Here is a 25,668-nt window from a genome sequence, read left to right on the forward strand (position 1 = left end):
TTGGGGCTTATTTGGGGCTAATTTGGATATATCAATTCCATAATTGATCACATTTGCTCTCAGAAATTTGTGTTAAGTTAAATTTGCTTATTTAAGAAAATTTACACAAGGATATGTTGTGAAATTGAAGTTGCTCTCAAAGTTTTTCGTTCTTCCTTCTACTGTGTTACTGCTGACCAGTAATGCAAGTGGTGAGGCTCAATTCCAGCCTGCCGAAATTTACTCAATAGGTTCCAGAGCTGAAGCTGTTACCGTAGCTGACTTGAATAATGATGGACGAGATGATGTGGCTATTATTACTTCCCAGGCTTTTGATCCAGACAATGACTTCCAATTAAAAGTCTTTCTTCAGAATCAGGCTGGACAGTTACAAGACGCAGTAAATTACCCTCTGTCCAGTGAGACAGAGAGCTTACCGAAGTCTCTCGCAGTGGGTGATATCAATAGTGATGGTCGCAAGGATATTGCTATTGGGTTTGCAGGTGAAAAAATTGAAACCTTTTTACAAACTGAAGATGGAGGTTTGACAGCCGGAGAAACTTACCTCTCCAGCTATGCTACCAATATTGCTATTGGAGATCTAAAGGGAGATGGAGTCAATGAGATTGTTGGGGTCAGTAAAACCAGCGATGGTGTTGAGAGTATTCGCCAGGCACCCCAGCCCTTTGGTCAGGTAAGAAGTCTGAGTTTTGTGATGGGCCATGAATCCGCTTTGCTGACTCTGGGGGATGTCAACAGGGATTATGTCGATGATATTGTGATGCTCAGTGAGCAACCGCTGAGTACAAAGTTGGCGGTAATGGAGTCTAATCCGTTTAGCAGCCAAATTGCCTATTATGATTTTGGTAGTAAAGTCCAGGCTAATGGTATTTCGACGGGAGATATCAATGGCGATGGATTCAATGATGTGGTTGTTTCTCTTGGGGATAGCGCTGCAGGAGCCGGTTTGGCAGTTTTTTTTCAGGATAGTGAACGTAAGTTGCAAATCCCTGTTTTTTTCTCCACACAAAATAATCCTGGACCAATTTTAACTACATTATTGCAAGATAAAGAATCCGCTAGGGTATTAATGCTGCCCAAGGAGGGATTTTCTCTGACCGCTTATGGAGATTTTATCCAGAATTTGGAGGCTTCTAAATACGAAATAAATATTCCTGTTGGTAACTATTCCAATCCACAAAGTATAGCTACGGGAGATATAAATAGTGATGGGGCCGTTGATATTGTTATCGCTAACCCTCAACAGGGACTAATAACTCTAAAAGGGAGTTTGGTAGTATTAAATCAGCCGCCTCAAGCCATTGCTGGAGGTGATCAATCTGTTGGTGGAGGCTCCCTGGTTGTGCTCGACGGTAGCCAGTCTTCAGATCCTGATGGAAATATTGTTGCATATCATTGGAAGCAACTTTCTGGCGCGCCTGTAAGCTTGATGGACTCGGGGGATGGGGTGGTGAACTTTATTGCTCCAGCTGAGCAAAAAGGCATAGTGCAAGAGTTGGTTTTTGAGCTTGAGGTTGAGGACGATCATGGTCTTGTCAGTATCGATCAAAGCACAGTACGTGTGGGAACTAACTTGGCACCGGTTGTTGTGGTTGAGAATATCGGAACGATAAAAGCTGGGCAAAGTGTCAGGCTGGACGCCAGTGAATCCTTTGATATGGATGGAGAAATTGTAAGTGCCCGCTGGTCTCAGTTGAGTGGTGATCCTGTTGAGTTAATGCAACTTGAACGTGGGGTTGCTACTTTTACCGTTCCTGTCTTTGGTGGGCCATTAGGGTTACTGAAAGGTTATGTATTTGAGGTTGAAGTAGAAGATAATGGTGGGCAGAAATCAAAAAGAACAATCGCTTTTATAGCGGAGGGTTTGAAGGCTCCTATAGTTGTGCCTGGGGAGCCTCAAGAGGTCAAGCCTGGGCAGTTAGTTCAATTGGATGGTCGTGAATCCTATGACTCAGACGGTAAAATCGTAAGTTACAATTGGAGCGCGTCAGGCTTGGAGATAAATAATAATCCAGACGGAACCGCCAGCTTTATTGCTCCTGAGATTGCTGCTGATACACAGAGAGTGATAATGGTAACTCTTAGTGTGAAAGATGATGATGGTTATACCGGGGTGGGGTTTTTAGCGATCCGAATAGTTGGTAATTCTAGCCCTAGGGCGCAAATCGTTACCCCACTAAATGTAAAACAAAATAGTCTTGTCACCCTGGATGGATCTAATTCCATAGATGAAGATGGAACTATAATTAGTTACCAATGGCAGCAAGTTGGTGGGCCAGAGGTTTCACTAGAAAATGCTAGTGCAGCGATAACAACATTTATTGCTCCTAACAAAAGTGATGAGGAATATACTTCTTTAGCATTTCAGTTGACGGTGACGGATGACCAGGGAGATATTAATAGAAGTATAATTATGCTTCTGGTTGAATAAAATTTAAGAACAATTGTTGTTGTGGGCCTCGAAAGAGGCCCTTTTTATTTTATTGTTTTTTATAGTTTGCCATATAATCCAAAGTTAACAGGGTCAGCGCTTCAGTACCCTTACGCAAAGCATCTTCATCCACATAGAAAAGCGGTGAGTGATTGCTTGGGGCTTGGCTGGCATCCTGATCTCTTGGAGTTACCCCCAGGAAATAGAATAAGCCTGGGATTTCATTAGCGTAGTAGGAGAAATCCTCAGCTCCAGTAATTTTCGGGATTTCGATTACGTTCTTTTCGCTAACAACAGACCTCAAAATAGGCAGGGCCATTTCTGTCAGCTCTGCATTATTTATTGTTACCGGATAGCCCTCCAGAATCTCCACATCCGCGCTTGCCCCGGAGCTTTCAGCTATTAACTTAGCAGTGGTTTTTAAGCGTTTGAAAATTTCTGCACGGTTATCCATATCAAAATTACGGATGGTGCCGTTCAGATAGACACTGTCGGGAATGATATTGTTGCGGACACCACCGTCAATACGTCCGAAGGAAACGACTGCGGGCTCTTTAGTGATATCGATCTGGCGGCTGACAATGGCTTGGGTGCCCATTACGACTTGTGCGGCGGCGACAATAGGGTCCACTCCACTCCACGGGCGTGAACCATGGGTTTGGCGGCCGTTGATGGTAATACGGAACTCATCGGCAGCGGCCATAAGCGGGCCCGAGCGATAGCCGATGACGCCGGTGGGTAGTGAGGAAGTGACATGCTGGCCAAAGGCCACGTCCGGCTTGTACTTCTTGAAGATGCCCTCTTTGAGCATTAGCTCTGCGCCACCTTCTTCATTGTCCGGTGCGCCTTCTTCTGCAGGCTGGAATATAAACAAGACGTTTCCAGCCAGCTCATCGCGAAGGCCTGTCAGGACCTCGGCAGCGCCCATCAGCATGGCCACATGGGTATCGTGGCCACACGCATGCATAACGCCAACATCTTTACCCTGGTAAGTGGTTCTGGCTTTGGAAGCGAAGGGCACATCGGTTCTCTCGGTGACTGGCAGAGCATCCATGTCCGCGCGCAAGGCAACAGTTGGCCCCGGTTTACCGCCTCTCAAAAAGCCCACAAGGCCGGTATGGGCGATATCGGTTTCAACCTCAAGGCCCAGTGCACGTAGGTGTTTTTCAATATATTTGGCTGTTTCAAATTCGCGATTGCCCAGTTCTGGGTTCTGGTGCAGGTGGCGACGCCACTCAATTACTTTGGACTCAGTATTCTCCAGCAATTGCTGAGGCTTGGGGTCGTTTGCAGAAGCATGGGTAGCTAGCAGCGATGCACCGATTGCGATAGGCAGAAGCAGTTTTTTCACAGCACAATTCCTTCATTCTCATTATCGTCGGCCGATTCTAACCCAGATTTTGCGCAATCGACTCCCTCGAGCTGGCTTGCCTTTATATATTTTGAAATTCTGTTGTTGACATGCTGAACCGAACGGTTCAAGATGTTCTGCATAGATTGTGGAAAGAGCTGTAACCACAAGACAATGAGGATGACAGGAGGTTCGCAAGATTTTCACGAGACTGGGTGATACTGATTGGTCATGGATTTGGCAAGCTGTTGTGCTCTGTTTCAGTAGGCACAATGGAATGTCGAAAAATATTTGCGGAGTCCAAGATTATTGGTATTGCTGACCAATCACTTTGGGCCTTAATACGTGATTAAAGTAATGATTGGAAACAATCAGGGATGTTTAACTTGTCGAGCCCTCTAATTATTTCTTAGAGGATAATTAACGAGTTAATTTATAGTGATAATAATAGGCAGGTTACTAATATATCTGTATGTCTTAGGCATATATAAATAATTATTCTATTTGCTGTTAGATTTACATCGACGTAAATTAGATATTTTATTAAGTCTGAAGCCCTCTGGCAATCGCCTCTGTATTGGGGAGAGTAAGCTCTGCTTAATGATTGATTACTGCTAATTAAAAATAAGCGGTTCTTATAGCGTATAAAGTGATGATTTCTTATTGATGTCTCGGCCATATTTACGGTTTGGCTGATGGCATTAGTGTGCCTTTTTATCAAATTTTGTAGCTGATCTTATATTGGCTACTACGGGATTCTGTGGCCGTAAGTAAATACCCATTTGCTTAGGTTGTTGATTAATTATTTTCTATCAAGTTGTTTGAAGGAGCTGATTTAATGTCATCCCCCCAATTACCCTCGAATTGGGTAAGCCATTATGCGGATTGGCTTATTCGATATCGATGGCTGGTAGCCATTGGCGCACTACTGTTAGCCTTCTTTGCGGTAAGCGGAGCAAGATTTCTGGGTTTCAACAATGATTACCGGGCATTCTTTAGTGAAGCTAATCCTCAACTACAAGCTTATGAGCAAATCCAGCGCACTTACACCAAGAATGACAATATTCTGTTTGCGGTAGTGCCTAAAGACGGAAATGCCTTTTCCAATGATGCCCTGGCAGCCGTAGAGGAGATGACGGAGAAATCCTGGTTGTTACCTTATGCGCTGCGGGTGGATTCAATTACCAACTTCCAGCACACCATTGCCGAGGAAGATGATCTCCTGGTACAGGACTTGGTGGAAAATGCCAGCAATTTAGATGCAGAAACCCTGGCCTCTATCAAGGCTGTAGCGCTGGCAGATCCCACCTTGAAGGAGCGCCTGGTAAATAGTGATGGTTCCGTTACAGGGATAAATATCACCTTCCAGCTTCCACAAAAATCCATGCATGAAACCCCTGAAGCGGCTGAAGCTGCACAGGCATTGATGGAAGAGATTGAAGAAAAATACGATGTAGAGGTCTATGCGACCGGTATTATTTTACTGAGTAATGCATTTTTTGAGGCCTCTCAGTCAGATATGAGCACCTTAGTTCCGCTCATGTACCTGGTGATTATTGCAGTTGTATTTTTGTTGGTGCGGAGCTTCAGTGCGACTTTTGCAGCGCTGTTGGTTATCGTCTTCTCCATGGCCGCAGGCATGGGTTTGGCCGGTTTTATCGGTGTTAAATTGACACCGCCCTCCGCTTCTGCGTCCACCATTATTATGACTCTCGCAGTGGCGGATTCGATACATATATTGGTGAGTCTGTTTGCTGCAATGCGCCGTGGACTCAGCAAGCACGATGCAATTAAAGAGAGCTTGCAGCTCAACATGGGGCCTGTGTTCTTAACTTCGATCACTACCGCCATTGGCTTTCTGTCGATGAACTTTTCCGATGCGCCTCCCTTCCACGATCTGGGTAATATTACCGCGATGGGTGTGATGGTGGCCTTCTTCTTATCGGTTACCTTACTGCCTGCATTGATGGCGATACTGCCGGCCAAAAGTCGCGCCAGTGAATCCAAAATTGGACGCTCCATGGATACTCTGGGAGATTTTGTGATTCGCCGTCAGCGCCCGATACTACTGGCGGGAGTCATTGTCTCGTTGGGATTATTGGCAATGATTCCAAACAATGAGATTAATGATGACTTTGTTGGTTACTTTGATGAGTCTGTGGAGTTTCGAACTGATTCAGATTATATCAATGACAACCTCTCTGGTATTTACCAGCTGATTTACTCGATCGAATCCGGTGACAACAATGGTGTTAGCAATCCGGAGTTTCTTGCCAATCTGGAGCGTTTCACTGAGTGGATGCAGGCCCAGCCTGGGGTGCGCCATGTCAATACCATTGGCGATACTTTCAAGCGCTTGAACAAAAATCTGCATGCTGACGATCCTGCCTACTACAGGTTGCCTGAAGAGCAGGAATTGGCAGCCCAGTATTTGTTACTGTACGAGCTGTCTCTCCCCTATGGCTTGGATTTAAATAATCAGCTGAATGTGGCTAAGTCGTCGACGCAGATTATTGTAACTCTCGATAATCTCAAGTCGAAAGAACTCAAAGTGGTAGCTGATGCCGGCAGTAATTGGCTGGAGAAAAACATTGGTGTAACTGCCTATGGCGTAGGTCCGGCGATCATGTTTGCCAATATTGCCGAGCGCAATATGGAGGGCATGTTGGTGGGCACTCTGGTTGCGCTGGTGTTAATTTCTGCACTGATTGGTATTGCCCTGCGCAGTGTCAAACTCGGTTTCTTAAGCTTAATTCCCAATTTGTTGCCGGCCGGCCTGGCATTTGGCCTCTGGGGTGCACTGGTAGCTGAAGTCAATGTGGCTGTCACTATGGTGACCGGTATGGCACTGGGTATTGTGGTAGATGACACAGTGCACTTCCTCAGTAAATACCTGCGCCAGCGCCGTGCAGGCTACAACGTGGAGGACGGACTGCGTTACGCCTTCTCTTCAGTAGGTGTAGCGATAGTTGTGACCTCAATCATTCTAATTGCCGGATTTATGGTGTTGGCCCAGTCCTCCTTCGGTATGAATTCCTCCATGGCACTTCTGACCGCAATTTGCATCTTGATGGCCTTGCTGGCGGATTTCCTACTTCTTCCGATTCTCTTGATGAAGCTCGATGCCAAGGCATACGACCCCGATATTACCTCTATTGAAAATAAGGAGCAAAACTATGCAACCCAGCCGCTCTAGAAAACAGTTTTTGACACGGGCCCTAGCAGGTGCCCTGGCTCTGGCAGCTTTATCTGTTTCTGCCAGTGAACTGGATCTGGCCGCAGAAAAAGGTCTGGAAATTGCCAAGGAGGCGGACCGCCGCGACTTGGGATTCGGCGATCTCAGCAACAGCCTTACAATGACCCTGCGCAATAAATATGGTGAGGAGAGTGTGCGGGCTATGCGCACCAAAACTCTGGAGCAGGAAAATGACGGAGATAAATCCCTGGTGATTTTTGACAACCCTCGGGATGTAAAGGGCACAGCATTTTTGTCCTTTACTCATAAAGTGGGCTCCGATGACCAGTGGCTCTATTTGCCTGCCTTAAAGCGAGTAAAGCGTATTTCCTCCAGTAACAAGTCTGGACCATTTATGGGTAGTGAATTCTCCTATGAAGATATCGCCTCACAGGAGGTGGAGAAATACACCTACAAATATTTGCGCAACGAGTCTTTCGATGGCCGCGATCACTTTGTTCTGGAGTTGGACCCGGTTGATCCTAAATCCGGTTATTCCATTCAACACCTTTGGGTTGATACAGAGGAGTACCGCGCATGGAGAACGGATTACTATGATCGAAAAGGGGACCTGATGAAGACCCTTACGATTTCCGACTACAACCAGTACGCCGATCAATACTGGCGAGCCAATAAAATGGAAATGGTTAATCACCAGACTGGTAAATCCACGGAGTTGTTGTACAGCGACTGGGTATTTGGCAATGGTTTTACCGATCGCGACTTCACCAAAAATAGTCTCTCCAGGGCAAAATAGGGATTGCGCCCATGGTTAACCGAAAAATACTCACTTTGTTGCCACTATTGGCGGCGCTGAGTCATGCGGCTGGAGCGGATGAGTTGAGCGGTTATGCGGGCCTGGAGGCCCGCGCATTCACCGCAGACCCTTTGGATTCAGCACAAAGTGATGCCGGTCTTTCTGCGTCTTTAAATCTTGAGTACTACCGGGATTTTGACGATGGAAACCAGCGTGTTGTGGCCAGTGTCTTTGGGCGCTGGGACAGTGAGGATAATGATCGCAATCACGCGGATCTCGGCGAGCTTTACTGGTGGAAAGCTTACGATAGTTTCGAGCTTTACGCCGGGGTGCGCAAAGTATTTTGGGGAGTTACTGAAACCGTGCACTTGGTGGATGTGATTAACCAGGATGATGCACTGGAAAATATCGACGGTGAAGACAAGCTGGGCCAACCCATGATTAACCTCCTGATGGAGCGTGATTGGGGAACACTGGAAGTGTACGGTTTACTGGGTTTTCGTGAGCGTCAATTTGCTGGCCGGGAAGGACGATTGCGTGCGCCGCTGCTGGTGGATGAGGATGCTGCGGTCTATCAATCTGACCGGGAGAAGAAGCATATAGATTGGGCCTTTCGTTACAGCCATGTACTTGGAGATTGGGACCTGGGCCTCAGCCATTTTTCCGGTACTAATCGGGATCCATTGTTATTGCTTACGGAAGATGGCTTACTTGCGCCTTACTATGTACAGATCGATCAGACGGGTGTGGACATCCAAACTACCCGTGGAGATTGGTTGTGGAAGTTTGAAGCTATTTCATTTAAACCTCGCGGTGAAGATCGCCAGACAGCGGCTGTCGGTGGTTTCGAATATACATTTTATGGTATTGGCGAAACGGTCTCAGACCTTGGGATATTAATGGAGTATCAATTTGATGATCGTACCGGACCTTGGTCTACGGCCAGTCAAAATGACATTGCGATAGGTGCGCGATACGCTCTCAATAATACTCAGGATACGGAGCTTTTATTTGCAGTAAGTACCGATTTGGATAACGGTAGTCGTTTTTCCAATCTGGAACTGACCCACCGATTAAATGACCGCTGGTTAATGGAAGCTGAGGCGCGTTTTTTCGGTAATGCCGATGAAGAAGACCCTACCTACAATTTGCGTAACGACGACTATTTTCAGTTGGAATTACGCCGCTATTTTTAAAAGTTAATTCTCACAGGAATACCCCCATTCCCACCCCAAAGAGGCAAGAAGTTTTGGGGTGGGCTTTTTTTAGGGAAGTGTATACTGGTCCAGAATTGTGGATAGCTGTTGGTAACTGTTTTTGCCTGCTGTGGTACTGCCCGTGCCTTTATTCAGGGCCACTACGCCTCGGCTTACCGCCATAACCATCGCGGCGAGGGCGGCACAATCGACACCGGCTTGCAATTGGCCATCGTCAATAGCCTTCTGCATACGGGTTTCGATTCGGTTCAGCATATCATTGGTACCCTTTGCTACCAGGTCAGCGAGAAATCCTTCACTGGCACCCACCTCCATTGCTGCCATAGTAGCGATACAGCCTTCAGGAGTTTCAGAGCTCTCGATACCAGACTGAAGCATTTCCAGGAAGCCGCCCATGGCTGTTCGGAAGTCCGGGTGGTTCAAGGTATCCATAGCATCGCAGGCATATTGGGTGTGGAAATGTTCCAGACAGCGGCCATACAACCCTTCCTTGCTTTGGAAGGTGTTGTAGATACTGGATTTATTCAGTCCCATGGCCGATTCAAGATCCGACAAGGAAGTTGCTTTGTAGCCTTTTTCCCAGAAAACGCGCATGGCCTTGTCTAGTACTTGTGACTCATCGAACTGCTTGCGCCCACTCATTTATCGTTACCAAACCTCAAAAAAATGATAGTGACATATCAATCTGGGGTGGGCAAGACGAGAGGGGGAGAGTCTCAAAATTATAGGGGTAAATAGGTTTTGGCATGAATAATCCAGCGGATTTGCCGGTTAATGAATAGGTGGTCAGCTTATTTTGTACAAAGGCCTGGTGCTGACTAATGGGCCCTTTTTAACTGGTTACTCAAAGCCTCTGCTGTAAGTGACCAGCTCGTCTTAACCTTTGATTGTTGTTGCCCCGAGGTGGAGTCAGGGCTACCTGCTTGCGGTTCCTAAAAATAGATATTTAACCTATGATTTCGGCCGCGAATGAATAGAGAAGGAATAGGAAATTATGGGTATTTTTGATAAAGCCAAGGAACTCGGTGAAAGGGTCAATGAGTCCGTAACCGCTTTTAGCAGTGATGAAGTAATAGCCAATACCGTTATCAAAGCGGTTGAGAAGCAGGAGAAGGTGAATGCCATTCTCAAAGCCAGGGGATGTAATTATCGTGTTGCGGACATCGATCTGGGGATGGGCATTCCACCAACGGTGACTTTTGGGGTGAGGCGAGTTGATGAGCTGGCAGAAAAAATGGCTGATGAAAATGGTGTCATGACTTCCCCTGCGCCTGAAGAATCCGCCTTATAGTTACCGACTCTCTAAATGATGGTTCCGGAAATTTTATAAAGCGATATTGGAATAAACATTATGAAAATAGTGCGTAGCAGAGATTTTACCGGTAGTAAGCCCTGGGACTCGCAACTTATCGCAAATATGAACGGGATTACCACTAAACTGCATTGGACTAATAAACCTTATATTTGGCATATCAATGATGGCCAGGAAGTCTTTGCTGTTCTCGATGGTCAAGTAGAAATGTTTTACAAAGTGGCAGGTAGAACCGAATCGGAACTTCTTGGACCTGGTGATATATTCCACGCTTCCGAGGGCACGGAACATGTAGCTCATCCTGTTGGTGAGGCTCGCATTCTGGTTGTGGAATCTGAGGGAAGTGTTTAGATAAATCTTTTTCTTTCTGAAAAAAACACATTTTACTAGAAATTATTCTTGATTATGTGCGACTGTGATTAACCCTTACGAAGCTGATTGCCTAGGTCGGGAAGCGAAAGATTAACTGCTGTGTATTCCGTTCCGGACGTAGATGACGGATTATGACGATTTATTGTCATTTTTATACCATTATTTTTGCAAAATTTGCGATAATATTGGCGGTTTTCTTTGAGCGTTCTTATTTGTCCCGGTTGGGAAAGCAGTCTGTATTTTTATGCAAAAAAAAGGGTGGTTTTTTCTTTGCCTGATATAACGGAATATGAATTACCTACAACTTTCGGACTGGTAAATTTATCCACATAAACAGCAAGTAATGAAAACGATTATTATCAAAAAATTTCTAGCCAATATAGGGAGTCTAGAATGCTTGAATTAAGACCGAATTGTGAGAGTTGCGATAAAGATCTCCCCCCTAATTCTGTAGAAGCGATGATTTGCACTTATGAGTGTACCTTTTGCAAATCCTGTGTTGAGGAGATTTTGAGCAATGTCTGTCCCAATTGTGGAGGTGGATTTTGCCCTCGTCCGGTACGGCCGCAAGTGGCGAGACGCCAAGGGGTGGGGATTCAATTTCAGCCTGCATCGCAAAATCGGGTTTTGAGTCGCTACAGTAAAGAGGAGATGCGAGACTTTGCTGCATCGTTGAAGGCGGTAGCCCCAGAGGCGCGCTAAAGTTTTGCTTAAACTTAAATAAGCTCTTTCCTGTGACCAATCAAAAGCTTGTAGTCTAATTAGTGTGGTTACTCGGTATTTTACTGCAAATATGTCAGAGGCTCTCTGGGTTAACCGGTTTCTTTTTGGGTTGAATGGTCCGGTAGGAATACTTTTGGGACTGGCAATATCTTCTCTGACCCCGTAACTTATATTCCTTTTTTTGGGGATCTGAACAGGGATAACTATGACGAGTATCGTAGCGGATATCGGCGGCACCAACGCCCGTTTTGCGATAGCCAAGCCAATTGCAGAGGGCTATCAGCTAGAGGGGCTGAAAGTAGTGGACTGCAAACGCTTTGAAGGATTTGATGCTGCGTTGCAGCATTGGCTCGATAGCCTCGATCAGCCCAGGCCAGAGAAAGTGTGTATTGCTGCTGCAGGCCCGCTGGAGAAGACTCCCTCTGGAAAGCGCGTTTATATGACGAACCTTGGCTGGAGCATTGATGCAACGGCCCTGGCCGAGGAATTTCAGTTCCCCCATCTGGAGCTGATTAATGATTTTGCCGCGCTGGCTCAGTCTCTACCGCGCCTGTCCAGTAGCGATTATACCGTACTGAGGGATGTGCCTCGTCCACAGGGTGCGCCCATGGTAGTACTGGGTCCGGGAACCGGCCTTGGCGTGGCAGGCTTAGCCGAGGCAGATGGCCGCTATCATGTGCTTGCAGGCGAGGGTGGCCATGCCAACCTGACAGTATCAACTGAACGCGAACTGCAATTGCTGCAGATCCTGATGAAGAGTCGGTGTCCGGTTTTTAATGAGTGGGTTCTTTCTGGTAGCGGATTGGTGAACCTTTACCGTGCCGTGTGTGAGTTAAATGGCCGCACTCCTGAGGCACTGACACCGCCGGATGTGAGCGCCCGTGGCCTGGATAATACCGATCCTATGTGTCGTGAAACCCTGCTGGATTTCCTCAATTTCCTTGGCAGTGCCGCGGGAGATGCTGCGCTGTATATGGGGGCTCGCGGTGGTGTTTTCCTGGGAGGGGGCATCCTGCCTCGGATCGCTGAGCTACTGCCAGAAAGTGAGTTCGAACAGCGCTTTCTTAACAAGGGTCGGGTTGCACCGTGGCTGGAAGCCGTGCCGGTATATGCCTTGAATGCCGGTTACCAAGCTCTAATCGGTGCTGCGGTGCAGTTAGAAGGCTGATTTGCCTATTTTGCCCCTGAAAAGAGGAGATCAACCATTTCGGGGGCGCTACAAAAATAGTTGAGAGGATACTCAGGACCCCCTTACCCCTGGCCTCCAGGAGGTTTCACAGTGTTGAAGCTATAAATCCCTTTTTCGCCTTTCCTGTCAGGTATCTTTTACGTTAACTCTATCGCGTACAATTAAGCGGCATTGCCGCGTGACAGCAGTCACAGTTTCTCCCACCTCCTCCCCCCTCAGGGGAGGATGTTATGGATTAGGGGCCGCCCTAGGATGCAGGGTCTCAACATAACGATAAGTCCAGGGAGAAGATGATGAGTCTATCCAATAAAGGTAAAGGGGCGCTCAGACCCACTTTGCTATCTGCTGCCATCGCGGCCTCCGTGTCCACCTCGGTTGGGGCCTATGCGCAGGAGCAGGAAACACTGGAAGAAGTAACAGTTACCGGTATTCGCACCAGCGTTTTGGACTCCGTTGAAGCCAAGCGCGCCGCCGATGTTGTGGCCGATGTGGTAGATGCGGGCGCTCTGTCATCTCTTCCCGACCAATCAATCGCTGATGCCCTGGGCCGTCTGCCCGGGGTAACCACCGTGCGATCCAACGGTCAGTCCTCACAGCTAAATATCCGCGGTATGAACGGCGACTTCCTGCAGACCACCCTGAATGGTCGTGAGCAGGCCTCTACCAGTGGTTATACCGAAAGTACTCGCTGGATATCTTTTGACCAGTACCCAGCTGAGTTGATTAATCAGGCCGCGGTCTACAAGACTCCGAAAGCCTCTCATATCGAAGGTGGTGTAGCGGGCTCTGTAGAGCTGAAAACAGCCAATCCTCTCGACGCCGAGAAAGAACACAACTTTAATGCCAATGTGCGTATGTCGTTTAACGACGCAGCAGACGACGTCGGTGCCGACGAGTTCGGTGAGCGCGTTACCCTGTCGTACATGGGTAAATTTATGGATGACAAGGTGGGCGTCGCCCTGGGTTATTCCCACCTTGAGCAGCCGAATAGCTTTGTAAAGTCCCGCACGGGTGCAGACGACCAGATCGGTTATGAGCCGGGGAACGATTTCGATGGTGATGGCAGTGAAGATGCTTTACCGCGAGCGTTCCAGTGGCAATCCGGTGATGGTACCGATACCCGTAATGGTTACCTGGCCAGCGTCGTTTTCGAGCCTACTGATAGCTTCAAGGCCCAGTTAGATTATTTTAAGTCTGACTTTGAGCGTGTTGATACTCGCCACGGTATTACGGTTGGTGGCCTGGCTAATACAAACTTTTACACCCTTTCCGATACCGAAGTGAATGGCGGTGTGGTTACCGATGGTACGGTAATTATTACGGACCCTAAAACAGTTGATCATTCCAGCCCCTGGTTTGAATCCCGCTCGGAGGATCAATCCACTCAGGCGGACAGCGATAGTATTGGTCTGAACCTGGAGTGGAATTTAGGTGACCGCCACACCCTGGCCGTTGACTACTCCTATAGTAAGGGCACCAAGACGCGCAAGGACCAGATTGTGTCCATGCACGCTTACGACCTGACCTACGATGACGATGGTAACTTAGAGACCTGGGAGGAAGCTGCTGGGCAGAGCTTTGCCTATTCCCTCAATGGCGACGGTATTCCCTCAGGCGTTTTCTCCGATGTAGATTTCACCGATCTGGATACCATGCGTTTGTCGCGCTACGAAGAGTACCCCCACGAATACACAGATAAAGTTGAAGCCTTCAAGTTCGATTACAAGTTCAATTTGGAGTGGCGAGCTATTGCCTCTATTGAAACTGGATTCCGTGTCTCTGAGCGCACTTTCGACTCTGAGCGTGGTGCCTTCCTTTACGGTAGTCGCGATGGTCAATTCAATGACTACTGTGCGGATAACCTGTCCGACATCGATTGTGAGCCGCAACTACTGGACGGCTATGTCAGCGTTGAATCCACTAATGGGATACCACAATTCGTAGTCAACGATATGGATGCCCTGGCTACCAGTATTTTTGGTGCCGGTAATTACAAAGGTAAAAAGGTATTTAGCCAGGACTGGACTTTCGTTGAGTCCGGTGCTTTGAAAGAGGAAGTTTTTGCCTACTACCTGATGGCCAATATTGAAACCCAGCTGGGTAGTATTCCAGTAACTGGTAATTTCGGTGTACGGGTTGTCGAGACCGATGTGAAGTCCAGCGGTATCCAAAATGTGGGTGCTGGCAATGGTATCGAAATTACTGATGACGTGGGTGTAACTTCAGATAGCTACGACTATGTTGAGTACGGCCCCAAATACACAGACACCCTGCCTTCCCTTAACTTGAACTTTGAGCTGACCGAGCAGGACTATATTCGCTTTGCTGCAGCTAAAGTGATGGGCCGTCCGCCGGTTGGGCAGCTGAAAGGGGGCGCTGGCTCCTGGAACAGCGTTAATAACGAAACGAAGGATACTGAATACAATGTATGGACCAAGGGGTCTCCCTACCTCGATCCTTTCCGTGCAAACCAGTTTGACCTGGCTTATGAGCACTATTTCGAAGATGGCGGCGCGGTAACTGCAGCGATTTTCTGGAAAGATATCGAAAGCCTGGTAGAAAAGCAGTATATCTACCTGGACAGCCAAGCAGATCGAACGGCGCTGTTTGATTCTCTGGGTATTGAAATTCCCGTTGGCCTGGAGGCCGGTGCCTTCGAAACTTACGTGAATAACGACAAGGGCGGATATATTCGCGGCATTGAGCTTGCGGGTACCAAAACCTTTGATCAGCTGCCGGGTATTTGGGCTGGCTTGGGTATGACCGCCAGCTATTCATATACTGAGAGTGAAACCGAAGTGAGTGGCGGTAGCCTCTATGGTGAAAACCTGCCGTTGCCGGGCCTCTCTGAAAATGTCTGGAGCACTACAGTATTCTGGGATATTGGTAATTTCAGCTCCCACGTCAATGTTCGCTATCGGGATGAATTTATCCTGAATATGCCGGTACCAGGTAGCTCCACACCAGTGGAAGCGCAGGCCTATACCACTGTCGATGCACAGATATCCTACGCATTTGATAATGGTATCGATGTGATTTTCTCAGCGAACAATCTTACGGATGAGGCTGATGTGAAATCCTACGGAGTAGATGGCGTTCTCGGTGAATACACTGAGTTTGGGCGTCAGTTCTACCTCGGCTTGAACTATAGCTACTAAGTATCGCTGATTCTTTCGGTGTAAAACCGGAGATGTGATAAGAGACCGCCCGCTGAGCTACGCTTGCCGGGCGGTTTTTTTGGAATATCAAATGGCCCGAAAACAAGTGCGGTGCCGAATTTTTGAGAGTTGCCATGAGCAATCAATGTAAAAAAATAATTATTCTTGGCGGGGGTACCGCTGGCTGGATAACCGCCAATCTGATGGCGACCCATTGGCAGAATAAAGGGTTTGAAATCACCCTGGTGGAATCACCGGATATTGGGATTATCGGTGTGGGGGAGGGATCAACTCCGCCACTAAAAGGTTTTATGGAGACTATAGGGGTTAGCGAATCGGAGTGGATGCCTGCCTGTAACGCTACTTACAAAGTCGGAATTACTTTTAGGGATTGGTCGGTTAAGCCGGGCTTTACCGAGTATGTTCACCCCTTTGTCGGCCAGCCGGACCAATTTACTATCCCGGCATTTTTTCATAATAGTTATCTGCGCAGGAAGGGCGTTGACCTGGAGGGGCACCCGGATCACTTCTTTCTGGCAACTGAGATGATCCGGCAAAAATTATCTCCAGTCGCACCGGAAAACTTCCCTTTTGAAATTGCCTATGGCTACCATTTTGATTCTGGTTTATTGGGCCAGTTCCTGCGTCGTGTTGCAGAACAGGAAGGCGTTCGCTATAAGGTGGCGACAGTGGCTGGTGCCATGCTCGATGCACAGGGGAATATTGATCACCTGAAAACTACTGACGGTGAGGTTCTCAAAGCGGATCTGTATGTGGACAGTTCCGGCTTCCGTGGAAATCTTATACAACAATCCCTGAAAGTTCCTTTTATCAGCAGTGCTGAGAGTCTGTTTAACGACTCTGCGGTTGTATTTGCTACAGACCAGGAAAGGGAGTATGCACCGCACACTATTTCTACTGCAATGAAATATGGCTGGGCCTGGAAAATCCCGCTGACTAATCGCAATGGCAACGGCTATGTTTACAGCTCTCGCTTTGTCGACGATGACAAGGCAGAAACGGAATTTCGCGCTCACTTGGGGTTGTTGGACAGTGATGTCGAGGCGCGTAGATTAAAGTTCAAGGTGGGACGGGTTGCCCAACACTGGGCCAAGAACTGCCTGGCGGTGGGGCTCTCCCAAGGCTTTATTGAGCCTTTAGAGGCAACGGCGCTTGATATGGTTCAGGAGACTGTTGTGCGCTTTATAGAGGCTTATAACAATGGTGATCATACTGATAAATATAGGGATGACTTTAATAATCGTATCAGCGCTCGTTTTGATGCGGTGCGGGACTATATCGTCTGTCACTACCGTATTAGTTCGAGAACAGATACAGATTATTGGATTGCCAATGGCACTAATGAAAAGATATCTCCCTCCCTGCGTTCAATCTTGATGTCCTGGATGGCAGGCAAGAATATTACTGATGAGCTACTGGATCAAAAACTGGATGTCTATTTCCCGAATGTATCCTGGAATTGCCTGTTGACCGGGAAGGGTGTTTATCCGAGCCAGGAGCAATTACGATCGGGGAATGAACTCGCACATAAGTATAAAATTGAGGGGATCAAGGATTTTAATCGCCGTTGCGCCCTTAATTTTAAATCTCATTTACAGCAGCTTCATTTATTGTCGTTGGGAGATGGTGGCTGAATTAATGGGAAGTGTAAAAAGCCCTGCAATAGGCAGGGCTAAAAATCGATAAGAAGTAAGTGCTTAGGTTTACGATTCCACTTTCACGATCTAAAAATAATTTGCAAAAGAAACCCAAGCACTGGTTTGCTGTTAGGGTAAGCCATCCGGATTATTCCTCTCCTTCGGCTTTAAGTTTTTGTGTTTCCCGGATGTGTAGCATACGTCTTTCACCACGCTCACCGCGAATCTTTATTCGGTCTCCAGATTTCATGCCCTTGCGTTTTAATTCATCTACTTCAATAAAATAGTAGTGGCCACTTTGCTCATCTTTCAAGGCGAAGCGTCTTTCTACTTTCCCAGTCTCAAAATCTTCAGAGATGATTTCCTCCAGGGTTCCAGTTACAACCTCTTCTGCTTGAGCAAAGAAAGTGAGAGTCAACCCCGCGATCAGTGTAAAAATTCTTAACATAATATTTATCCTTTTAATAACCATTCTGATTGGAATAGGTCAAGTTGCTCAGAAACTATTGTCCATAGCTTACATTAACAACAGCTGATTTACTGGAAGAGTTCTTAGATTTATATGTAATTGAGAGCCCAATTTTTGAGTCGGTAAAGCTGTCACCTGGTTGTTCAAGTACAGCAACATGGTTGGATGTTCTACCATTAAGATAATGAACGGTTACTGAACCTTCAAATTGTGATCGTGGGTTAAGTATATCGTGAGCTATGTGATAGTTGACGTAATAATGATTTCCGCCATTTTGGCTGCCAGCACTTTCTATCTTTAGCTGTTGAGGCAGAGAGCCGGAAAGCTCTCCGGCTGTTAATTCAATGGCTTCTAATTCTAAATCCTGGGAGGAGGGGACAACTTGCTCAACAGTTTCGGTGTACTCAGGAAAGAGATCATACCATTTCATATACTCTCGGTGAGCACTGCCAAATAATCTTGATTGGGATCGGTTGCCCATGAGGGAGCCGTCAGTACCGTATTCGCTATCACCACTGTCGTTAGTGTCTCCATCATTATTACTGTCGAGGCCTGCATGGCTGAGGCCAATATTGTGACCTAATTCATGTCCCATGACATTTTGATCAGCGAAGGAAGCGACCAGGCTCATACCACCTCCGACACTGGCGATGCCTGCACCGACAAGACCTGCTCTGTAAGATGCATTTGGGTAAATAAAAACTTGATGACGCCAGTTGCGCAGATTTAGGGGTTTGCCATTCTCATCAAAAAGATTGTCTGTTGCCCATTGATAAGCCTTATCACGCCATTCAAAGCCACCATCTGTATACTCCCCTTCTTGGCCGGCCTGTGCTCGGGCAACAGCATTTTCTATACTCAAGATTCCGCCATTTTCACTATCGGGAATGTCGAAGACGATGCAATCCAGTGAAGTTTCTTCCTTGCCTTGCTCACCGTAACAATAGTGCTGTAATGACTTATCCTTGACACGATGGCGAAGGAACTTGAGTTGTCCGAAAGAGTTTTCTCTATAAGCATTATCAAGTGAATCTACATCATTGAATACAGTGTTAGCTATATGAGTAAGATCGCCCTGGTCTGTTGCAGCCCCATCGGAGAAGTTCATTAGAATAAATACAATGCTGCTCTCTGTCGGATCTATAGTAGCTACAGTAAACGTAACCGACTGCTCTACACCATCCGTTAAGTGGAATTTGATGGTATCTTCTACTGTTTCACCTTCTTTCAAGTTATTAGTGTTGTTATTAAGAGTGTAATCCCAGCCTCCGTTATTGGAAACTTTAAATTCGCCATAATTGCCAGAGAAGGTGCCTTCGACAAATTTCGGAGTATCGCCATCGATATCCTCTATTATCATAATTCCTTGAGCGTGCTCCCTACTATCTACAACCATTTTTGCGAGAGGTGAACCTGGATCAAATGTATAGGGATCATCAGTTCCAGTTATGGATATGGTTATGGTTGTGGTTTCTTCGTTACTGCCAAAACCAACTGTGAACTTATCTGTGGCAATTTCATTAGCACTTAGTGGATCAGCAAGTTTACTATTTAGAGAGTAGTTCCAACTGCCATCTGAGGAAATTTTGAGGTTGCCATACTTTCCCTGAAGATCTGATTCCTCAAAATTTTGATTGGCTTTAGAGTTATCACTCAACTGGCCGGAAGCTGAGGTTTTTATATCTTCAGTGACAATCCCTTCACCGCCAGTGATCACTCCTGGTGAGTCCTTATCACTGTCTGTGTCTGTGTCTGTGTCTGTGTCTGTGTCTGTGTCTGTGTCTGTGTCTGTGTCTGTGTCTGTGTCTGTGTCTGTGTCTGTGCCTGTATCAGTGCCTGTATCAGTGCCTGTACTTGTATCACCACTTACAGGGTTGCCACCATTGTTACTGTCATTATCGGAGCCTCCCCCTCCCCCTCCACAGGCTGTAAGAAAAGCGGATAAACTTATGGCTGTAAGTAACTTTAATGACTCGTTCATGTCTGTCCCGATCGATTCGATTACATTTGGTATAATTCGGACCGAATTATAGGGAGGCCAGCTTATTATTCTGTGAAGTCAGATAAATATTTGAGGTTTCTACGGAAAGCTATGACACGGGTAAATTCTGGATATCCATGGTATGAATAAAACACATATTACTCCGCGAAATAAAATTTTGTTCTGAGTCTGTACTCATGCATTTAATTGAATTTGTGTGCAAGAAATATGCAATGCTTCACTTGAGTGTCAATAATGTTCTAAGAGGGGAGTAAAGTGACCAAACTCTTTTTGGTCACTTATTCTAGATGTGTTTTGAGTGACTATTCTTCAGTAGATAAGAGACTTATTAACTCTGCGACTTCTATCTGATTGCAATATTGTGATTTCTGACACTTTTGCAAAGTCGTTTTTATGGTTTTGTTGCCACTTTGTTCTGTGGCCAATTTTAAATAATGCAGGGCCATTTTAAGGTCATAATTTGTGATCTCTCCCGCACTATATGCTTTAGCCAGTTTTAGGGAGGCGCCGGTATGCCCAAGCTCGGAAGCGCTTCGGTAATGACTTAGGGCTCGTTCACTGTTGGCGGCTACGCCTAGTCCTTTCTCATACATGCGCCCCTGATTATAGAAACCATACTTAGAGTTATGTTTAGAGGCGCGCTCAAACCATGCTAGTGCTTCAGCATAATTCAGCTGATCCCCATCTTGAGAAAGATATAAAAATCCGAGGGCATTCATTGCATCGACAGAACCTGCTTCGGCGGCTTGCGTCAGGTAAGTCTTAGCCTGCTGTAGATCTTGGCCTACTCCCTGGCCATTTTGGTAGAGTAAACCAAGGTTGTAGCTGGCTCTTGCGGAACCCTGGCTTGCGGCATACTGGTAGATTTTAGCTGCGCGCTGGTAATCCTGTTCAACACCCACACCTAGAGCGGAGGCATAACCTAGGTTGGTTACACAATCGAGATTGTTTGCTTTTGCACAGAGGGCATACCAGCCATAGGCACGATCGTGATCGGTTCGTACAATTTTTCCTCTGGAGTTGAATAGACCCATACGTAATTGTGCAGGCAAGTGCCAACGAAGGGCTGCTGCTTCGATGTCTTTCAGCGCAGAAAGTGCATCTTGTTGTTGGTAGAGACCATTTTCTTTAATTTTTCCCCTTAGATATAAGGCTGCGGGAAAGCCGGCCTCTGCGGATTGTTGTAGAAAATACATGCCTTGATGGCTTTGATTTTCGTCTGCCACTTCAAGCAGGTACTTGCCATAGTAATACTGCGCTGGAGGATAGTTTTCTTTAGCCGCCTGGCTGATCAGGTTTGTGAAAATTTTCTGTTGCCCAGGCTTATCTTTTAGGTGGGTGCCCGCCTGCTCTAGTAGTGCCGGGGCATAGCCTTGCTTTGCGGAAAGCTGCAGGTAATGTGCTGCCAAGTCAGCTCTTGGCATATCGTATTGATCAGATGCTAATAGCAAGGCCATTGCGTACTCGGCTTCGCCCCGTTGTAGGGTTTCCGCTGCGCTTGCCAATAACTGGCTGGTCAACTCCGTGTCTACTTCTACTCCCAGGCCGATGGAAGTGATATAGGCAAGCATAATTTTGCCTTCCTGCAGCCCCAGGTCTGCGGCGGCAACAAAGAGTTGTGCGCATTCATCCACTGCGAACTTTGTACTGTTACCCTCAAGGCACAAATTACCAAGGCTGATATTGGCAGTGAGCGAGCCCATACCAATGGCTTTCAAGTAGGTGTGTTCGGCCTGCTGGAAATTTCCTTCTGCTTCTTGAACTTGGCCTATAGCGTGTAGAGCGGAATAGTCAGAATCTGCCAGAGGTAGCAGTATTTTTTTATACAGGGCATCGGAGAGGCCCGCGAATGGGTATTGAATATCGAGCAGGCGATGTAGAAAACGGTTGTTATCAAAATAAATTTTTCGGACTTTTCCGTTATTGGGGTCTCGTACATTGTAAACCCTGTATAGACCACTGCGACTCGCGGCAAATTCAAAATAGCTATCGAGTATTTCAAAACCGGAAATATTGAGTAGGTCCTCGGCATCGCCCCAGCTGGCCACTTCATAAGCGCTATAGAAAGTATCACCTCTGCGCGTTGACAGTATTCCTCTGGCAATAAAATTAAAAATATTTTGGTGGTAGCTGGCGAGTTCGTCATTACCAATGGATTCATAGCACTCTGTGGCACTCAGGTGCGGCAGCAGAGAAATACTATTGAGCTGGGTAACTTCTTGCCAATTTACCTCTGCACAGCTTTTTTGGCCTGTCTCTAGCGCAGTCATTTCTGCCTGGTAACGCCGCTGCGCTTCTAGTGAATTGAGAGATTGAGGAGACTTTAGGTACTCGCTCCAATAAGTGGGGTATTGCACAGATTCGGGTGCGTATATCACTTGTCGGGTCAAGTCCTGTAAGGGATCGACCGGTGTATGTATTGTTGATTGTGAGGCACAAGAGGCCAGCAGTAATAGAGTGAGAACAAAAAGCAGCTTCTTCATGGCTTACTTCCTGATCAAAGATTTAATCAGGTTTTTCATTTCCTGGCTCTTATTGCGTTTGGAAGAAGCTTCCCCTTTGGCCCAGAATTTATATTGCAGCGCTCTGTCGAGCTTATTGAACTCGGCTAAATATTCAGGCACCTCCTGTGGCTCTACATGATCGACTTTGGATTTAAAGTTGTAGACCACCTGGAGGGCACTGTTCTCCAGCTTTGCGCTGCGAGTGAAGTTGAACCAGGAATTATCGATCGTGGTTGTGCCCAATTCTTCCTGCCAGAGCAACTCCCCCTGAATACTCACCCTTGCACTCTGCTGAATATCCACGGGATGTGTCAGGGCCAGCGGGCTCTGACGAATGGGGTGCTGAGGCTTGGATAAATAGGGTACCAAGGCGGAACCATACAGGGAAAATATCTTACGTGCGGAACTTATCTGGGCAAAGTCACCAATTTGATAGTGCTCGGATACCACCAGCCGATTTTCCTGTAGGCTGTCTTTGTAGGTGATCTCGGGGCTGGTGTTCACCCCCGGATAATATCCGGCAATAAAATTGGTGTAGCTATTTTTGATTTGCTCTGTGTCTGCAGAGAGGAAGAACTGGCGCACCTGCTCTGCTTTACGGTGAGAGAAGCGGGAGTTTACGCGGAGCTCCGCACGATTTTCTGCCGCATTGATATCGTATTGTTCTTCGATACGAGCACTTAGATTGGCAACACTTTCCGAGCTTGGGTTTACGGCTTTTAGCGCGTTGGTTTGCTTAGTAATAGGGAGTGCCAATTCGTAGTCGAAGAAGCCTTTGTTCTCTATATCAATCCCCTGGCCAGAAGCCGTGGCATCCACCCAGTATTCCCGGCCATTCAGTTCGATCAGGTTTATCACATGGTTAAAAGTCTCCGGGGAGGGAATATCCTTGCCGATATCCCGCCCGCGGGAGGAGGACACGAGGGCGGGATAGGATTGTACCCCCAAGTGGGCGAGCATACTGGTCAGCAGTAGGGCCTTATCTTTACAGTCCCCGTAGCGTTTCTCCAGAGTTTCCTGTGGTGTTCTGGGTTGGTGGGAATTGATACCCAGTTCAATGCCAAAATAGCGAATATCTTCCTGTACATACTCGATCGCCTTGCTGACTGCCGCCTCCAACCCCAGCTGTGCTCGCCAGTTATCCAGTTTGTTTTTTAATGACTCCGGTAGTGTGCGATTGATCTGATAAAGGTTCTGGGCCCAGTCATTAACCTGTCCCCAGTTGTCGTAGCTGGAGTATTGGAAGTAATTGAGCGGATCGTGCCAGTATGGATATTCACTTTCCATCGGCACTCCGGCCACATCGCGCAGATCGATGGTATAGGTGTGATTGTCCTGCAGGTGACTTTGCTGGACAGAATATTCGCGCTTGTTAAATCGGTAATTGAGCTTCTTGTCGCTGCTAATTTTTACAAAACGACGATCTACTGCCTGAGGCCAGGAGAGGTACAAACGGCCAAAATCACTACGGGCAAAAATCGGGTTGCTGCCCTCAATGGTATAGGCGTAGCTGATAATATCGCCGGGGCGAATATCTTCCAATATATACAGCGCATTCCATTGTTCGGAGTAGAGTTTATTGGAGAGTTCCTGCTCAGACTGGAAAAGCTTGAAACCATCCTTTTGCAAGCGATCTAGATGCTCACCGTTACGCTGTACACTGATATCGTGCACCTGCAGCCTTTGGAAGGCCGGATAGAAACTGAAGTTCAGCTCGGCAATTTCACTGACCCCCTGCTGATTCAGGGGTTCGACCACGATCTGAAAGTAATACTGTTGCTTTTTTCCCCTATGGCGAAGCTGGGAGTTGGATAGGTGCACCCGCACACTGCCTTGCGATGGGCGTTTTGACTCTACTGGTTCTAATATTTCCACCCACTCGGGAGTAGTACTGAATAAGAGTTCTGGGGCTGCCTGTGCGAGTGAGGTGACAAGGATTAGTGCGGCGGCCAGCAGCTGGCCGGTGAAACGATATTTCAAGGTGAGCCTCAATAGTTTTGCAATGGGCGCTAATAGCCCTGATTAGGATACCGAGGGAGCTAAAGCTGAAATGCAGGTAATTACCGGTTGGCCCCAGTAAACCGGTAGCTCCTCCTGAGCTTCTCAAGCGCTGCCTGTAAATCTTGGAACAGCGTCGGATGACGGTACTCCGTTAACCGCCAAGTGTGCCGGTAAATATACCCCATGCCTGAGACAGAATATATTGAGTAAGAGGTTGGTCTGTGTGGGGGTATAAACGACGAAGTGGAAGAGTCGGTATCACCGAGCCCTTCTCTGTAAAGGCCCGGTGATCTTTGAGAGATTATTGGGACTGTTCTGGCTGCTGAACCGGCATGGCCTCCAGTTTTTGCTTCAGTTCCTTGAGTTTTTCCTTCACCCGCGCGGCATTATCCGGGCCCATGCGAATCATCAATTTTTGTACACCGGGCAGTTTCTCAAGCTTGGGATCGGCAAACTTAAAGTAGACCGATGGGCGCACTAGCTTGATAGGACCTTCAACTTCAGGGGCTGCCAGTACCTTATCGATGGCTTCAATCACCACCTGGTGAAAGGTTTTATTGCGCATGCCCAACTCACCGTAGGCCTGCGCCAAGCGCGGATACCAGTACTGGTAAAGGCCCACTGCAGTATCGGTATCCATTGAGGCGAACAGGCGCACAGGCTTATCGTAGCGACGGTAATTGTCCGGCGACAATTGGTAGCCCTCTATCGAGGAGCCGGTAACAACAATAGGGCCGCGTATGGTTTTCAGTGGGCGGTGCTTGTGGATCAGGTTTCCTCGCGCACCGGAGTTGACCGCAGCCACCCATTTGCGAATCACCTCATCGTTTACCAACCAGCGCGACAGGGCGTTGTCTGGGGCCAGGCTCATCAGGTCGTCATAAGCGGCCTTGTCGCTCTCATTGAGTGGAGGCGGTGGTTCCCTGCTGGGCTCTTCCACCGGAGCGGGTTCCTGGGGTTCAGGCGTGGTGGCCTGTTCCTGGGGTTGCTCCAGAGTTTCTGGCTCCGGGGTGCTTTGGGGTTCTTCAATAATTTTGGTAGGGGGAACTTCTTTCTTTTTTTCCTCGCCAGTCCACAGCCAATAGGCTGCCGCGGCGACGACGATCACCACAATAATTCCGATGATCCACCCATGCCTAGACTGTTGTTCCGACATTCCCTGCCTCCTTTTGCTGCTATCAGAATGTGACCCTTTGACCACGGCAAAGCCCTTCGGTTTCTCCGTGGTGTCTGGGTTTTACCTTACTCTCCGCCGCAGCCGGTCGCAAAGGGGATTTACTTCGCTTTTT

17 protein-coding genes are annotated in these 25,668 nt (G+C 47.4%); 10 read left to right on the plus strand and 7 right to left on the minus strand.

Going from position 1 to position 25,668, the window contains the following annotated elements:
* The first annotated feature begins 118 nt into the window (after nucleotides 1-118).
* The gene (locus ACJJIT_RS01125) at nucleotides 119-2,431 is read left to right on the plus strand and encodes a PKD domain-containing protein (protein WP_444899673.1); all 2,313 of its coding nucleotides are present in this window, start codon (nucleotides 119-121) and stop codon (nucleotides 2,429-2,431) included.
* A gap of 49 nt (nucleotides 2,432-2,480) precedes the next feature.
* Here ACJJIT_RS01125 and ACJJIT_RS01130 read toward each other — a convergent pair whose 3' ends face one another.
* Nucleotides 2,481-3,782 carry an amidohydrolase gene (locus tag ACJJIT_RS01130; RefSeq protein ID WP_444899674.1) on the minus strand — a complete coding sequence of 434 codons (1,302 nt, stop codon included), beginning with the start codon at nucleotides 3,780-3,782 and terminating at the stop codon, nucleotides 2,481-2,483.
* 838 nt (nucleotides 3,783-4,620) lie between these two features.
* Here ACJJIT_RS01130 and ACJJIT_RS01135 point away from each other — a divergent pair.
* From ACJJIT_RS01135 to ACJJIT_RS01145, 3 genes are read left to right on the plus strand one after another with little or no spacing between them, the layout of a single operon-like run.
* Nucleotides 4,621-6,978: an efflux RND transporter permease subunit gene (locus ACJJIT_RS01135; RefSeq protein ID WP_444899675.1), complete on the plus strand. Its 2,358-nt coding sequence runs from the start codon at nucleotides 4,621-4,623 to the stop codon at nucleotides 6,976-6,978.
* Nucleotides 6,959-7,774, plus strand: a complete 816-nt coding sequence (locus tag ACJJIT_RS01140; RefSeq protein WP_444899676.1) for an outer membrane lipoprotein-sorting protein — start codon at nucleotides 6,959-6,961, stop codon at nucleotides 7,772-7,774. Before ACJJIT_RS01135 ends, ACJJIT_RS01140 begins: the two co-directional genes overlap by 20 nt.
* An 11-nt stretch (nucleotides 7,775-7,785) precedes the next feature.
* The gene (locus ACJJIT_RS01145; protein WP_444899677.1) at nucleotides 7,786-8,970 is read left to right on the plus strand and encodes a hypothetical protein; all 1,185 of its coding nucleotides are present in this window, start codon (nucleotides 7,786-7,788) and stop codon (nucleotides 8,968-8,970) included.
* A 69-nt stretch (nucleotides 8,971-9,039) separates the two neighbouring features.
* Here ACJJIT_RS01145 and ACJJIT_RS01150 read toward each other — a convergent pair whose 3' ends face one another.
* A complete protein-coding gene (locus ACJJIT_RS01150) occupies nucleotides 9,040-9,633 on the minus strand; it encodes a TetR/AcrR family transcriptional regulator (protein ID WP_444899678.1) in 594 nt (197 codons plus the stop codon).
* A gap of 352 nt (nucleotides 9,634-9,985) precedes the next feature.
* Here ACJJIT_RS01150 and ACJJIT_RS01155 point away from each other — a divergent pair, with 352 nt between their 5' ends.
* The 6 genes from ACJJIT_RS01155 to ACJJIT_RS01180 all read left to right on the plus strand — a co-directional run bounded on the left by ACJJIT_RS01155 (nucleotide 9,986) and on the right by ACJJIT_RS01180 (nucleotide 17,400).
* Nucleotides 9,986-10,282 (plus strand): hypothetical protein, encoded by a 297-nt coding sequence (locus tag ACJJIT_RS01155; RefSeq protein ID WP_444899679.1) that lies wholly within the window; start codon nucleotides 9,986-9,988, stop codon nucleotides 10,280-10,282.
* 60 nt (nucleotides 10,283-10,342) lie between these two features.
* Nucleotides 10,343-10,654 (plus strand): cupin, encoded by a 312-nt coding sequence (locus ACJJIT_RS01160; protein WP_444899680.1) that lies wholly within the window; start codon nucleotides 10,343-10,345, stop codon nucleotides 10,652-10,654.
* A 414-nt stretch (nucleotides 10,655-11,068) separates the two neighbouring features.
* Entirely contained in the window at nucleotides 11,069-11,377 is a 309-nt protein-coding gene (locus tag ACJJIT_RS01165) for a DUF1272 domain-containing protein (RefSeq protein ID WP_444899681.1), read from the plus strand.
* Nucleotides 11,378-11,603: 226 nt separating this feature from the next.
* A complete protein-coding gene (gene glk, locus ACJJIT_RS01170) occupies nucleotides 11,604-12,566 on the plus strand; it encodes a glucokinase (RefSeq protein WP_252083507.1) in 963 nt (320 codons plus the stop codon).
* A 314-nt stretch (nucleotides 12,567-12,880) separates the two neighbouring features.
* Entirely contained in the window at nucleotides 12,881-15,745 is a 2,865-nt protein-coding gene (locus ACJJIT_RS01175; protein ID WP_444899682.1) for a TonB-dependent receptor, read from the plus strand.
* 134 nt (nucleotides 15,746-15,879) lie between these two features.
* Entirely contained in the window at nucleotides 15,880-17,400 is a 1,521-nt protein-coding gene (locus ACJJIT_RS01180; RefSeq protein WP_444899683.1) for a tryptophan halogenase family protein, read from the plus strand.
* A 151-nt stretch (nucleotides 17,401-17,551) separates the two neighbouring features.
* On the opposite strand, the gene ACJJIT_RS01185 is transcribed toward ACJJIT_RS01180, so the two are convergent.
* The 5 genes from ACJJIT_RS01185 to ACJJIT_RS01205 form a co-directional block, all read right to left on the minus strand.
* Nucleotides 17,552-17,851, minus strand: coding sequence for a hypothetical protein (locus ACJJIT_RS01185; protein WP_444882933.1), 300 nt, complete (start codon nucleotides 17,849-17,851; stop codon nucleotides 17,552-17,554).
* Nucleotides 17,852-17,906: 55 nt separating this feature from the next.
* A complete protein-coding gene (locus ACJJIT_RS01190; RefSeq protein ID WP_444899684.1) occupies nucleotides 17,907-19,589 on the minus strand; it encodes a VCBS domain-containing protein in 1,683 nt (560 codons plus the stop codon).
* 587 nt (nucleotides 19,590-20,176) lie between these two features.
* Nucleotides 20,177-22,357 (minus strand): hypothetical protein, encoded by a 2,181-nt coding sequence (locus ACJJIT_RS01195; RefSeq protein WP_444899685.1) that lies wholly within the window; start codon nucleotides 22,355-22,357, stop codon nucleotides 20,177-20,179.
* Nucleotides 22,358-22,360: 3 nt separating this feature from the next.
* A complete protein-coding gene (locus ACJJIT_RS01200) occupies nucleotides 22,361-24,358 on the minus strand; it encodes a DUF3857 domain-containing protein (protein ID WP_444899686.1) in 1,998 nt (665 codons plus the stop codon).
* A gap of 322 nt (nucleotides 24,359-24,680) precedes the next feature.
* Entirely contained in the window at nucleotides 24,681-25,535 is an 855-nt protein-coding gene (locus ACJJIT_RS01205; RefSeq protein ID WP_444882929.1) for a DUF3014 domain-containing protein, read from the minus strand.
* Nucleotides 25,536-25,668: the final 133 nt, after the last annotated feature.

It is taken from the genome of Microbulbifer mixtoriginis (SeqCode), from assembly GCF_052467515.1.